The following is a 13482-nucleotide window of genomic DNA, read 5'->3' on the forward strand; positions in this document are numbered from 1 at the left end:
GCCCCAACTGGGCCGTAAATTCGCCATGCTGTGGTCGGCCTCATCGATCTCGGCCGTGGGCGACGGCATGCGCGACTCCTCGCTGCCGCTGCTCGCGCTGACGGTCTCGGACTCGCCGAAGGCCGTCTCGCTGGTCGCGGTGTCCGGTTCGCTCCCCTGGCTGCTGATGGCCCTGTTCGGCGGTGTCGTCGCCGACCGCTTCGACCGCCGCCGGCTGATGTGGACGATCGACATCGGACGGGCCGTCATCGTGCTCGGCTTCGCCGGCTGGGTCTTCCTCGCCACCCCGCCGCTGGCCGCGCTCGCCGTCCTGGCCTTCGTCCTCGGCTGCGGGGAGACGGTCTTCGTCAACGCCGCCACCTCGGCCATCCCGGACGTGGTCCGGCCCGACCAGCTCGACGCCGCCAACGGACGGCTGCAGGGCGGCCTGCTGGTCGGACGGATGGCCGGCCCGCTGGTCGGCACCACCCTGTTCGCCCTCGCCGCCGGTTCCCCGTTCACCGTGGACGGCATCTCCTTCGCGCTCGCCGCCGCCCTGGTCTTCGCCACCGGCCGCTCCACCGCGCCCCGGCCGCACACCGGCCGCCCGGTGTTCACCGAGATCCGCGAGGGTGTCCGCTGGCTCTACCAGCACAAGCAGCTGAGGCTGGTCGCCACCCTCTCCGCCCTGGCCGGAGGCGCCTCCGCGCTCGGCATCACCATGCTGGCGCTGCTGGTCACCCGCACCCTGGACGCCCCGACCTGGGCCTACGGCGCCGTCCTCGCCTCCGGCGTGGTCGGCGGCACGGCCGCCAGCACGCTGGCCGGCCGGCTCGGTCAGCGGATGGGCCGGCGGGCCCGGATCGCGCTCTCCTTCGTGCTGATGGGCTCCGCGCTGCTGCTGATGGGGCTGAGCCCCTCGGTGGTCCTGGTGGCGGTGCTGTTCGCGGTCGGCAACTTCGGCGTGGTGACGTGGAACGTCCAGGCGATCTCGCTGCGCCAGCAGATCGTCCCGAAGGAACTGCTCGGCCGGGTCAACAGCTGCTACCTGATGCTCACCCGGATCGGCATGCTGGTCGGCGCGGCCCTGAGCGGCTGGATCGGCTCCGCCGTCAACGTCCGCACCCCGTTGGTCATCAGCGGCGTCCTGCTGCTCGCCGCGCTCCTCGCCCTGCCCAGGATGGGCAACCTGGAGCCCGCCCCGGCCCCCGCCGACGACCGCGCGGCGGCGGAGCCCGTGGAGCAGCCGGCGGACTGACCGGCCGGCGGCCGGCTCCGCCCCGCCCGGGCGGGAGCCCGCTCCCCCGCCGGGGGGGGAGGCGGCTCCGCCCACCGGCCGAGGCGCCGCCACGGCTCCGGTTGCGACGGTGGGGGCGCAGCACCCACCGGACCGGAGAGCCGCCCATGACCGCCGAAGTGCCGACCACCGCCCCGCACACGCCGCCGCCCGGCGCCCGCCGACGGCTACGCGCCGCCTGGTCCGCCCTCCACACGCCCGTCCCGGGTGTCCCCCGCTGGGCCCGGATCGCCGCCCGGGCCGTGCCGCTCATCGTCCTGCCGTCCAGTGCCTGGCGGATCGCCACCTGCACCCTCCACGTCCCGCTGGACGGCGGTAGCCGCCCGGACTCCGGAAACCTTCCCTGGTGGCTGCCGCTGGAGCTGTACGTCGTCCTGCTGTCCGCCGTCTCCGAGCTGCTGGCCCTGTCCGCGCCGGGCCTGGTCGCCCGCTGGGGCGAGGTCTTCCCGCACTGGCTCCCGGTGCTGCGCGGCCGCCGCGTCCCGGTGGCGGCGGCCGTCGTCCCGGCCGCGCTCGGCGCCGTCGCACTGGTCTGCCTCACGGCCCTGTTCACCGTGATGCTCTCGCTGGGCCGCACCGTCCAAGGGCGCCCCCTGGGTGACGGCATCCCGGTGTTCGCCGGGGACTGGCACACCGCCGTACTCCTCGCCTGCTACGCCCCGCTGCTGCTCTGGGGCCCGCTGCTGGCCGCCGTCACCGTCGCCTACTGGCGGCGGAGGTCGTCGGGTGCGCACGCGTGCACGCGCTGAAGGCCTACGATGGCCGCATGGGCACCGGCACCGATCTGGCAGATGCGCACGGCTCGCAGCAGCGGAGCGAGGTGCGGCTGGACGTCGCCGCGTCCGTGCTGGCGCTGCTCGCCGACCGGACCAGGCTCGCGCTGCTGGAGCGGCTCGGGCGGGGCGAGGCGGACGTGACCACGCTGACCGAGGCGACCGGGGCCGCCCGCCCCTCGGTGAGCCAGCACCTGGCGAAGCTCCGGCTGGCGGGTCTGGTCGCCACCCGCAAGGACGGGCGGCGGGTCGTCTACTCGCTGCGGCACGGGCACCTGCGGCGGCTCGTGGACGAGGCGCTGAACGTCGCCGACCACCAGATCGGACACCTGCCGCCGCACGACTGAGGCCCCCGCCCCTGCCCCCGGCGGCGGAGTCCACCGGGCGGCGGATCCGTTCGCCCAACAGGTGCACAGGTACGCACGCATTGACTATGGTGGAGGCGTCATCCGCCACCGCCGCCCCCGGGACGGGTCCCATGCCGAGCGTGCTGCGCGATCGCACCTACCGCCACCTGTTCACCGCCCAGGTCGTCGCCCTGGTCGGCACCGGACTGGCCACCGTGGCCCTGTCGCTGCTGGCGTACTCGATCGCCGGCCGCGACGCCTCGGCGGTGCTCGGCACCGCGCTGGCGATCAAGATGGTCGCCTACGTGACGATCGCGCCGATCGCCGGAGCGCTCGCCGGGCGGATCCCGCGCCGGGCGTTGATGGTCGCGATGGACCTCACCCGCGCGGGAGTCGCGCTCACCCTGCCCTTCGTGGACCGGGTGTGGCAGGTCTACCTCCTGGTCTTCCTGCTCCAGGCCGCCTCCGCCGCCTTCACCCCGACCTTCCAGGCCACCATCCCGGACGTGCTGCCCGCCGAACGCGACTACACCCGGGCGCTCTCGCTCTCCCGGCTCGCCTACGACCTCGAATCGCTGTTCAGCCCGGCGCTCGCCGCCCTGCTGCTCTCCGTCGTCCCGTACGACTGGCTGTTCGCCGGCACCACGGTGGGCTTCGTCGCCTCCGCGGCGCTGGTCGTCTCCGCCGTCCTGCCCACGCCCCGCCCGGTCGAGCGCACCGGCGGGATCCACCGCAGGGCGGCCTTCGGCTCCCGGCTGTTCTGGGCCACGCCCCGGCTACGGGCCCTGCTCGCGCTGGACCTCGCGGTCGCGGCGGCGGGCGCGATCGTCTTCGTCGACACCGTCAACGTGGTCCGCGACCACTTCCACCGCCCGGCCGGGGCCGTCTCCCTCGCCCTCGGTGCCTACGGCGCCGGCTCGATGCTCGCCGCACTGCTGCTGCCCCGGCTGCTCGCGCGGGTCAGCGACCGCTCCGTGATGCTCCCCGCGGCCTTCGCCCTGCCCTGCGTCCTCGCCGCCGTCACCGCGATCACCGCCACCCCGGCCGGGACCGGCAGCTGGCTCGCCCTGCTCGCCGCCTGGGCCCTGGTCGGCGCCGGAAGCTCCGCCGTCCTCACCCCGGGCGGCCGGGTCGTCCGCCGCTCCGCCGCCGACCCCGACCTGCCCGCCGCCTTCGCCGCCCAGTTCTCCCTCTCCCACGGCTGCTGGCTGCTCACCTACCCCCTGGCCGGCCGGCTCGCGGCGGCCGCCGGCCTGCCCGCCACCGCCGCGGTCCTGGGCGCGGTGGCCCTGGCCGCCGCCACCGCCGCCGCCACCCTCTGGCCCACCCGCGACCCGGACGCCCTCAGCCACCTCCACACCGACCTCCCGCCGGACCACCCCCACCTCGCCGACGCCCGCCCCACTCCCACCGGCGCCTGGCAGCACGGGCACCGCTTCGTGATCGACCAGCACCACCCGAGCTGGCCCCGCCCCCGGCCGGCGGCCCTCGGCTGACGGCGCGCCCGCTCGGACGGGGCGGCGGCACCTCAGGATGGTTGCCGCCGGTGCTCTGCGCCCCGATGCCGGCCGGGGTCACAGCCGCCGGCGCGGGCTCAGGTGTCGTAGCAACCGCGCCAGGGGGCGCCGAAGCCCAGGCCGTCGGGATGGAACTCGGCCCGCACGCCGCCGTCTTCCTCCTCCTCGTCCTCCTCGTCCACGTCCTCCTCCAGGACCAGGCCGAACAGGATCCTCCGAACCGGACGGCGAAGGGTGCGATCGCGATGTCCTGGTACTGCCGCTCCGGAAGAGCGTCCAGCCACTCGTCGAGCAGCAGCCGGGCCGCGCGGATCGCCTTCTGCTCGCCGTCCGCCGTGGTACCGGTGAACCGGATGCGCGAGTCCAGGTACCGGCCGGCCGCGTCGAACCGGTGCAGCACCGCGCACCAGCGCTTCCGGGACGGCCAGTCGTCGCCGCTCCAGCCCTCGGGGAAGGCCGCGTGACCGGCGCGAAGAACTGGCCGCCCTGCCACCGCCCGATGGTGCTCGTGCGGTAGTCGGGCTCGTGTCCGATCGGGATGACCTCCGGAATGCCCATGCCGAGGCCGTAGGCGCCACCTCGGACAACGGGCGGCGACGGCCTTGCGGCCGGTCCGCGCTGAACGGGCCTCGAACGCGGTGCCGGGTGCCCGTCCCTCCGGCCCGGCGGCCCCGCCCCGAGAGCGCCCGGAGTGGGAAGTCGGCCGGACCGACGTCCCACGCCGGGCGGCCGCCCGCCCCCGCCCCGCGCGGTGCCGCGCCGGGCTCAGCGGATAATGGCCGGTGGCCCGCGCCGCCCGGCGCCTGCGGCGGCGATCGAGCGAGAGGTGGAGGGCGGATGGCCCTGGAGGAAGGACGGCGCGTCAGGTTGGCGGAGGACCTCGCGATCGGCGAGGCGCTCGCCGGGGAGGCCGGTGCCGTCGTCGGGTTCCTCTCGCTGGGGGCCGGGCTCGAGGGGACCGTCGAGCGGGTGGACGGTGAACTCCCGGAGAGCGCGGGGGTCGGCGAGTACCAGCGGCTCAAGGCGCTGTTCGACGACTACGGGCACACCATGCCGGTGGCGAGCCGGGAGCGGCTGGAGGCCGAGATCGCCGCGCTGGAGCCGGAGTGGGTCGCGCACCGGGAGCGCGGGCGCCGGGTGACGGTCCGGGTCCGCTGGGACAACGGCCTCGTCCTCGACGGGGCGCACCAGGACGTCCTCACCGCGCTCTGAGCGGACGGGCCGGCCCCGGCCGCCGGCCCTACGCCCGCGTGCCCCGCGCCTGTCCCCGGGCCCGCACCCACGCCGCCTCGCGCAGCAGCCGCAGGCCGTTGAGGCCGACGATGACGGTCGAGCCCTCGTGGCCCAGCACACCGAGCGGCAGCGGCAGGGTGGCGACGAGGTCCCAGGCGACCAGCACCGAGATGAACACCGAGGCGATCACCAGGTTCTGCACCACGAAGGACCTCGCCCGCCGGGAGAGCGCCACCATGGCCGGGACGGTGGCGAGTTCGTCGCGCACGATGACCGCGTCGGCGGTCTCCAGGGCGAGGTCGGAGCCGGCCCGACCCATCGCGACGCCGGTGTGGGCGGCGGCCAGGGCCGGTGCGTCGTTGACCCCGTCGCCGATCACCAGCAGCCTGCGGCCGGCCGCCTCCTGCTCCCGGACGGCGGCGACCTTGTCCTGCGGCAGCAGCCCGGCCCGGACCTCCGCGATGCCGACCTCGGCGGCCACCGCGGCGGCGGCGCGCGGGTTGTCGCCGGTGAGCAGCATCGGGGCGCGGCCGGTGAGGCCGGTCAGCGCGGACACCGTCGCGGCGGCGTCGGGGCGCAGCCGGTCGGCGATGCCGAGCACGCCGACGGGCAGGCCGTCGACCTCCACCAGGACGGCGGTGCGGCCGCGGGCCTCCACCTCGGCGACGATCGCCGCGACGGTCCCTCCGGCGGGCCCGGCGGCGGTGACGGCGGCGGTGACGTCGGCGGTGACGGCCACTGCGCCCCCGCGGCCTTCCCCGCCCTCCGGCCGGGGGAGGCCCGCGTGCAGCCGCTCCGGCGTGCCGACCGCGACGATCCGGCCCTCCACCCGGGCGGTCACCCCGATCCCCGGGACGGAGGCGAAGTCCTCGGCGGCCGGCACCGCGAGCCCGCGGGACCGGGCGGCGTCGACGACGGCGCGGGCGAGCGGGTGCTCGCTGGGGTGCTCGGCGGCCGCGGCCAGGGCCAGCAGCCGGCTCTCGGTGAGCCCGGACTCGGGCAGGGGCCGGAGGTCGGTGACGCGCGGGGTGCCTTCGGTGAGGGTGCCGGTCTTGTCGAGGGCGACGGCGTCGACCTGCCCGAGGCGTTCCATCACCACGGCGGACTTGACCAGCACGCCGTGGCGGCCGGCGTTGGCGATGGCGGACAGCAGCGGCGGCATGGTGGCGAGGACGACGGCGCAGGGCGAGGCGACGATCATGAAGGTCATCGCGCGCAGCAGCGAACCGGTGAGGGCGGCGCCGAAGGCGAGCGGGACGGCGAAGACGGCGAGGGTCGCGATCACCATGCCGATCGAGTAGCGCTGTTCGACCTTCTCGATGAACAGCTGGGTCGGCGCCTTGGTCTCGGAGGCCTCCTCGACCATGGCGACGATCCGGGCGATCACCGAGTCCGAGGCGTCCCGGTCGACCCGGATCCGCAGCGCCCCGGTGCCGTTGAGGGTGCCGGCGAACACCTCGTCGCCGGGCAGCTTGGCGACGGGCAGCGGTTCGCCGGTGATGGTGGCCTGGTCGACCTCGCCGGCGCCGTCCAGCACCCGCCCGTCGGCACCGATCCGCTCCCCCGGCCGCACCAGGACGGTGTCGCCGACGGCCAGGTCCCCGGTCGGCACGGTCTCCTCGGTGCCGTCCCCGAGGAGCCGGGTCGCGGTGGCGGGCGCCAGGTCGAGCAGTCCGCGCACCGAGTCGGCGGTCCGGGCGGTGGCCAGGGCCTCCAGCGCGCCGGAGGTGGCGAAGATGACGATCAGCAGTGCGCCGTCCATCACCTGGCCGACGGCGGCGGCGCCGAGCGCGGCCACGACCATCAGCAGGTCGACGTCGAGGGTCTTCTCGCGCAGCGCCCGGAGTCCGGCCAGGGCGGGCTCCCAGCCTCCGCTCGCGTAGGCGGCGGCGTACAGCGGGCCCCAGGTCCACGCCGGGGCACCGGCGAGCTGCATCGGCAGCGCGATCAGGAAGAGCAGGGCCGCGGCGCCGGCCCAGCGGGCCTCGGGCAGCGCGAACGCCCGGGTGCGGCGGCGCGGGGCGGTGTCCGAGCGTGGTGCGGCGGTGGGCGCGGGGCGCTCGGCCAGGGTGGTGGGCATGCGGAGGTGACCCTTCGGGCAGGGTGGGGCCGATGACTCGTCCAGCATACATGAACATATGAACGCTCCTTCATGCGTCGGTTGTACTATGGGCCGCATGGGTCATGGAGCCGCCCCCGCAACCGCCGTCCCGCACACGCGCCTGGACGCGACCAGCGCCGCCCGGGTGGCGACCACGCTTCAGGCCCTGGCCACGCCGTCCCGGCTGCTGATCCTCTCCCGGCTGCGCGAGGGGCCGTGCGCGGCGACCGAACTCGCGGCCGAGGTCGGCATGGAGCAGTCCGCCTGCTCCCACCAGCTGCGGCTGCTGCGCAACCTCGGCCTGGTGGTCGGGCAGCGGCAGGGCCGCTCGGTGGTCTACGCGCTCTACGACAACCACGTCGCGGCGCTGCTCGACCAGGCGGTCTACCACATCGAACACCTGCGGCTCGGGCTCACCGACGAGCTGGACGCCCCGGAGTAGCGCCGTGGGCCGGCCGGTCCGGCGCGTCCCGCCGGGCCGGACCGGCACCCCCGCGACCGTACGGACGCGCACCGCCCGCGGCCCCGGGAACGGCGCGCGTGTCGGGCACCGCCGGAGCCCGGTTCCCCTACCATCGGAGTCCGTCCGGGCGGCGTGCCCGGCCGCTCTGGGGGGAGTACCGGGTGATACGGATTCTGCTGGCCGAGGACATGCACATGGTCCGAGGCGCGCTGGTGGCGCTGCTGGACCTGGAGGACGACCTCGAGGTGGTCGCGGAGACCGAGCGCGGCGACCTGGTGGTGCCGAAGGCCCTGGAGACGGGGCCCGACGTGGCGATCATCGACATCGACCTGCCCGGCATGGACGGCCTGACCGCCGCCGGCCGGCTCAAGTCCGAGCTGCCGCAGTGCCGGTCGCTGATCCTCACCAGCCTCGGGCGGCCCGGCACCCTGCGCCGGGCGCTGGAGGCGCAGGTCTCGGGCTTCCTGCTGAAGGACGCGCCGCCCGCGCAACTCGCGGAGGCGGTCCGCGGGGTGGCGGCGGGTCGGCGGGTGATCGACCCCCAGCTGCTGCTGGACGCCTTCGACAGCGGCCGCAACCCGCTGACCCTGCGGGAGACGGAGGTGCTGCGGGCCGCCGCCGGCGGCGCCGAGGCGGCGGAGATCGCGGCGGCCCTGCACCTGTCGGTCGGGACGGTCCGGAACTACCTGACGACGATCGTGACCAAGCTCAACGCCCGCAACCGCATCGACGCGATCCGGCTGGCCGAGGAATCCGGCTGGCTGGTCTGACCGCAGGGGTCAGGCCGGCACCTCGGCGACCAGGTGGAACCACCCGCGCCCGTCCGGCCCGGCGCTGAGCCGCCCGCCGACCTCGGCGAGCCGCACCTCCAGGTTGTCCAGGCCGCCGCCGTGCCGGTCGCCGTCCCCGAGCGCTGCCCGCTCGGGGACGCCGTCGTTGGAGAGGGTGAGCCGCAGCCGCCCGTCCTCCGCCCGGCCCTTGACGACGCAGCACTCGGCCTTGCTGTGCCGCAGCAGGTTGGTGACGCCCTCGCGCAGCACGGTGGCGAGCACGGTGTCGGCCTCGCCGGCGGGCTGGATGCCGCCCAGGTCGAAGCGGGCCTCGATGTCGGCCGCGGAGAGCACGGAGCGCGCGGAGAGCGCCTCGCTCTCCAGCGACATGTCGCGGTAGCCGCGGGCCACCGCGCGCACGTCGGCCAGGGCCTGCCGGGAGATCTCCAGCACCCCGCCGAGCTCGTCGAGCGCCCGCTCCGGGTTGGCCGTCACCAGCCGGCAGGTCAGCTCGCTCTTCAGGGTGATCGCGGAGAGGCTGTAGCCGAGCAGGTCGTGGAGGTCCCGGGCGAACCTCAGCCGCTCCCTGGTGACGGCCAGCCGGGCCAGTTCCTGCTGGGCCTGCTGCACCTCGATGACCAGCTGGGCCAGCCTGGTCAGGCCGAAGACGATCAGCCCGGTGAGCGCCGTCGCCACGGTGAGGTAGACCGCCTCGGCCACGCCGATGCCCAGCAGCGCGCCGCTGACCCCGGAGAGCAGCACCACCGCTCCGAAGGCCGCCCCGGCCCGCCGGCCGGGCAGCAGGAGCAGCACCGAGGAGCCCAGGAAGCCCGCCATCCCGCCCCAGGCGAAGCCGAAGAACACCAGCGGCAGGTAGGTGAGCACCGCCTGGGCGAGCAGCGTCCAGCGTCCGTAGCGCTCGCGGACGCGGTGCATCCGGGGCGCGCAGTGGACGAATTGCAGGGCCGAAGCGGCCGTGAATGTCAGGCTCGCGACAGCGAATTGGCTTTCCGTCGGATGGCTGGTCGACATGTTCAGAAAGCCGACCACGACGAAGCCGAGCTGCACGATCACCACAATGGCCAACGCCAGCTTCGGCGGGGGGGCGTTGAAACCGGCCGGTCTGTTTTCCCCGGCGGGCCGACCCCCCGCACCGCCGGACCCGTCCGACCCCCTCCGCACACGTACGGTCCCACTCAAGCTGTACTCCCCCCAAGCGACTTGGGGGGAGTATAGGGCGCGGCTATCGCCGCGAGGACACCTCGTTCGCACACTCGTCCCAGCCGGTGAAATCGGCCGGATCCACCGGCTGCTCGCCGACCGGGCGGCTGCCCTCCGGCAGCGTGCCCAGGACGAAGCCGCCGACCCTGCTCTCGGCCCGCCAGTCGACCCGCAGCGCCCGGTCGGCCAGTTCGATGTCGCCGCTGCGCAACGCGCAGGTCGCCAGGCCCATGGCCGTCCCGACCAGGTACATGCTCTGGGTCACCACACCGACGTGCTTGAGCGTCAGCGCGTACGCGAGGCCGCTGAACCTCCAGGAGAGCCGGCGGTGCCGGGAGGTGATGGCGACCACCACGCCCGGCGGGGTGGCCAGCCGGGCCCCCACCGCGGCCTCGGCGAACAGCTCGTCGAGCTCCTCCCGGCTCTCGTTCACCGCGATCAGGCAGTGCTCGCCCGGCGCGTAGTAGTAGATCCCGTCCGGCAGGCCCTCGCAGTCCCGCACCGCCGGGTAGAACTCCAGCTCGTACGCGCCGTCCCCGCTGGGGTACGGGCGGTCGCTGACCGGCTCGCCGGACGGGTCGTCGGCCGCGGCCGGCCGCAGCCCGCGCACCCGGACGGTTCGGTGCAGGAACTCGCCGAGCTGCTCCGCGGTGAACGGCGCGGCGCCGAACTCGCGGATCGAACGGCGGCCCTCGATCACCGTGGTCAGCACCGGGTCCCCCGCCAGCACCTGCTTGAGGTCGGGCCGGGCCAGCGGGTGGCGCCGGCCGGCCGGGAGCGGGCGCAGCGCGGGCTCGGGATCGGTGTGCCCGCGCAGCGGGTACGTCGCACCGAACGGGCCGTCGTGGCGCCCGGTGGTGCTGCGGGTGTGGAAGAACAGGTCCACCCCGGACCACGCGGCCAGCACCGGATCGGCGTCCTCGCCGAAGGTCGGGGCGGACAGCCGGATCAACTCCACCGAGGGCCGGGGCGCCGGCCCGCCGTCCTCGGCGACCGACAGCAGGCCGGCACCCGCGAGGTGGGCCAGCACCGCCAGGACCGCCGGTTCGGACAGGCCGGACTCCGGCACGATCTCGGCGGGCCGCACCGGGCGGCCGAGCATGCCCACCACCCGGGCGCTCTCCGGCCGGTGCAGCTCGACCCGGTGCAGGGCGGTGGGCGCCTCCAGCACGAAGCCGGCGCCCTCGGTGCGCAGGAAGGCGAAGCGGGACAGCCGGACCGGCCGGCCCGGTTCGACCGGCCCGGGGTGGAACCGGGCCTCCTTGGCCAGCGGCACCACCGACAGCAGCGGCTGGGCGGCGTCCTCCAGGCCGAGCGAGCGCACCACCAGGTGCTGGAGCCGGTGCAGCACCCGCAGCACCTCGGTCTGCCCGGCGCGGTCGGGCACCGGATCCCCGCCGCCGCCGGCCGGGAGCGCCCCGGCGAAGACGTTCTCCAGCATGATCGGCCCGAGGCCCATCCGCCGCAGGGTCTCCGCCACCAGCGGGTGCGGGCGGTCCAACCGGAAGTCCCCCCAGCCGGCTCTCAGCAGCAGCGAGCCGTCCGGCTCGACCGGCTCGACCAGGACGTCCTCGCGCAGGGACCACAGGGCGCGGGGGCGGGCTCCGCCGGCGGCACGGGCCGCGGCGAGGATTCCGTCACTGGTCGGCATGGGGTGACTCCTCAGTGCTGGTGGCCCGGCGGGCGGGGGCTCCGCCGGGCGGTCCGACCGGAGCGGTCAGACGAACAGGGGGATCGGATTGAGGTCCTCGTAGCGGGTGGGCCGGGCCACCCGCCCGAGGGCGACGGGGACGTCGAACAGGCGGCCCGGGGCGAACCGGGCCCACATCTGGCGCAGGCCGGGGACGACGACCTTGACCACCGGCAGGCCGATGTCGGGTCTGGTCTGGTCCAGCACCAGCAGGTCGAGGCCGTGGGCGCGGACGGTCGCCACGCAGGCGGCGACCTCCTCGCCGAGGTCGCGGCGCGCACCGGCCGGGTAGTCGGCCGGGCCGCGCGCCGGCCGGGCCGGGTCGGGCAGCAGGTAGGGCTGGTTGCGCACCGTCGCCGCGCGCCACCAGGAGAGCAGCTCGGGGTCGTCCAGGTCGTAGCCGGTGCCGTCGGGGGCCGCGCCGAGGACGGCCGGCAGCAGCTGGCCCATCTCGGTCAGGGCCCGCCGCAGGGCGATCCGGGCGTCGAAGTGGGCGCCGAAGCCGAAGACGATGTCCTCGGCGGGCTTGTCGGTGCGGCGGGAGAGCACCGCGAAGACCGGGATGCCGAGGTCCGAGGTGAGGTCCAGGGCCCACACCTCGCGGCCCAGGCCCGCGTAGAGCTCCATCGTGTCCCGGCCCCAGACGTCGCCGAACTCCGCCGTCCGGACGGCCGGTTGCCGGGTGCGGTTGTACCACCAGAGCGCGACGGCGTCCCGTTCGACGAGTTCCAGGAAGCCGTGCACGATGGCGTCCTCCAGGCTGCTGCCGGCCGCGTTGCCGTTGGAGTCGGCGCGCAGCGCCCGGCTGCCGGCGGGCGGCAGGACCGGGCCGACCGCGCAGCTGTAGTAGAGCATCCCGGTGGGCAGCAGGCGCCGGCGGCCGTCGGCCAGGGACCACACCGGCGTCCAGTCCACCGGCTCGGTTTCGTCGAAGGGCGCCGGCACGTGCTGGAACACGGAGTGCCGCTCGTTCCAGCGCTCCCGGTCCACGTACTGGCGCGGGTCGAACAGCTGGCAGGAGTCCGGGTGGACGGCCTCCGCGGCCAGCTCCCGGTAGCTGCCGCGGATCCGGGTCTCGTCCCCGTGCAGCGCCCCGGAGTGCCGCTCCAGCGCCTCGCACAGCGCGCTGACCTTCGCCTCCAGCGGGGTCGCGCCCTTGCCGCCGCTCATCTGCCGCAGGCCGGCGCGCAGTTGGGCGAGGTCGCCGGCACCGGCGACCGGATTGCGGCCGGACAGGTAGCAGTTGATCCGGACCGGGGCGCGCGGGTCCCGGCGGATCTCGGCGATCACGCCGGTCACCGGGCTGACCAGGTGGCCGTAGCGCTCGTAGACCTGTTCCGGCGTCCGGGCGCGGTGGCAGTCCGCGCCGTCCGCCTTGGGACGGGCCACCGGGACGACCGGCCGGGCCAGTTGGGCGGCCATCAGGCCCGGGTCGCCGCACTCCGCGCACTGCGGGCGGCGGACCACCCGGTGGCCCCGTACGGCCAGGCCGAGGCTGTCCAGCACCCGGATCTCCCGCTGCCCGTCGTGCCGGTGGCCGGCCAGCCACTTGACGGCCTCCAGGGCGGCGAGCTGCGCGCCGAGCGCCCGGACGGCCGGCACCGAGGTGTCCGGCCGGGCCACCGGGCCGGTCAGGCCCAGCGCCCGCTGCACCGGCACCTCGGAGCGCCGGTGGGCGCGCAGCCGGTGCGCCAGGCAGGTCCAGCAGGGGCCGTCGGCCGCGCCGAACACCGGCCCGACCCAGGGGCTGGAGCCGCCGGGCTTGACCGCCAGCCAGGGCCGCCCGGCGGCCCGGTGGGCGGCGTCGACCTCGCGCAGGGCCGGATCGAGGTAGTCGGCGCAGACCACCACCGACAGCGCCCCGGCGCCGTCCGCACCGGTCACCGGCAGGCCGTTGTCCCGGCAGGCGCGCTCCACCTCCCCGGCGTCGGCGCCGCCGACCGCGAGCACCGCGGCGCCCGCACCGATCCCCGCCAGGGCGGCGTCACCGTCCAGCCCCGCCAACTCCCAGTAGGCACGGGCCGAGCGGTGCTCGGGCCCGGCGGCGGGCTCGTCGCGGTAGCCGATCAGCCCGGCTCGCGCGAGCCGGGC

Annotated in this window: 12 protein-coding genes; 8 read left to right on the forward strand and 4 right to left on the reverse strand. The window is 75.8% G+C overall.

The window, feature by feature from the left end:
• Nucleotides 1–25 precede the first annotated feature (25 nt).
• From ABT247_RS12155 to ABT247_RS12180, 6 genes are all read left to right on the forward strand, one after another.
• Nucleotides 26–1237: an MFS transporter gene (locus ABT247_RS12155; protein WP_350741649.1), complete on the forward strand. Its 1212-nt coding sequence runs from the start codon at nt 26–28 to the stop codon at nt 1235–1237.
• A gap of 146 nt (nt 1238–1383) precedes the next feature.
• Nucleotides 1384–2025 (forward strand): hypothetical protein, encoded by a 642-nt coding sequence (locus ABT247_RS12160; protein WP_350741651.1) that lies wholly within the window; start codon nt 1384–1386, stop codon nt 2023–2025.
• Nucleotides 2026–2042: 17 nt separating this feature from the next.
• Entirely contained in the window at nt 2043–2396 is a 354-nt protein-coding gene (locus tag ABT247_RS12165) for an ArsR/SmtB family transcription factor (protein WP_350741653.1), read from the forward strand.
• Between the two features lie 131 nt (nt 2397–2527).
• On the forward strand, nt 2528–3892 hold the full coding sequence (locus tag ABT247_RS12170) for an MFS transporter (RefSeq protein WP_350741655.1): 1365 nt from the start codon (nt 2528–2530) through the stop codon (nt 3890–3892).
• A gap of 149 nt (nt 3893–4041) precedes the next feature.
• Nucleotides 4042–4377, forward strand: a complete 336-nt coding sequence (locus ABT247_RS12175) for a hypothetical protein (RefSeq protein WP_350741657.1) — start codon at nt 4042–4044, stop codon at nt 4375–4377.
• 373 nt (nt 4378–4750) lie between these two features.
• Complete coding sequence (locus ABT247_RS12180; protein ID WP_350741659.1) at nt 4751–5125, forward strand: hypothetical protein; 375 nt, start codon at nt 4751–4753, stop codon at nt 5123–5125.
• A gap of 28 nt (nt 5126–5153) precedes the next feature.
• On the opposite strand, the gene ABT247_RS12185 is transcribed toward ABT247_RS12180, so the two are convergent.
• Entirely contained in the window at nt 5154–7226 is a 2073-nt protein-coding gene (locus tag ABT247_RS12185; RefSeq protein ID WP_350741661.1) for a heavy metal translocating P-type ATPase, read from the reverse strand.
• A 97-nt stretch (nt 7227–7323) separates the two neighbouring features.
• On the opposite strand from ABT247_RS12185, the gene ABT247_RS12190 reads away from it, so the two are divergent.
• Entirely contained in the window at nt 7324–7689 is a 366-nt protein-coding gene (locus ABT247_RS12190; RefSeq protein WP_350741663.1) for an ArsR/SmtB family transcription factor, read from the forward strand.
• Nucleotides 7690–7871: 182 nt separating this feature from the next.
• On the forward strand, nt 7872–8480 hold the full coding sequence (locus ABT247_RS12195) for a response regulator transcription factor (RefSeq protein WP_350741665.1): 609 nt from the start codon (nt 7872–7874) through the stop codon (nt 8478–8480).
• A 9-nt stretch (nt 8481–8489) separates the two neighbouring features.
• On the opposite strand, the gene ABT247_RS12200 is transcribed toward ABT247_RS12195, so the two are convergent.
• From ABT247_RS12200 to ABT247_RS12210, 3 genes are all read right to left on the reverse strand, one after another.
• Nucleotides 8490–9416 carry a sensor histidine kinase gene (locus tag ABT247_RS12200; protein ID WP_350741667.1) on the reverse strand — a complete coding sequence of 309 codons (927 nt, stop codon included), beginning with the start codon at nt 9414–9416 and terminating at the stop codon, nt 8490–8492.
• Nucleotides 9417–9723: 307 nt separating this feature from the next.
• The gene (locus tag ABT247_RS12205) at nt 9724–11352 is read right to left on the reverse strand and encodes a SagB family peptide dehydrogenase (protein WP_350741669.1); all 1629 of its coding nucleotides are present in this window, start codon (nt 11350–11352) and stop codon (nt 9724–9726) included.
• Nucleotides 11353–11418: 66 nt separating this feature from the next.
• A partial coding sequence (locus ABT247_RS12210) for a TOMM precursor leader peptide-binding protein (RefSeq protein ID WP_350741671.1) occupies nt 11419–13482 on the reverse strand: 2064 nt, incomplete at its 5' end.

The sequence above is a fragment of the Kitasatospora sp. NPDC001539 genome (genome assembly GCF_040298565.1).
Lineage (GTDB): Bacteria > Actinomycetota > Actinomycetes > Streptomycetales > Streptomycetaceae > Kitasatospora.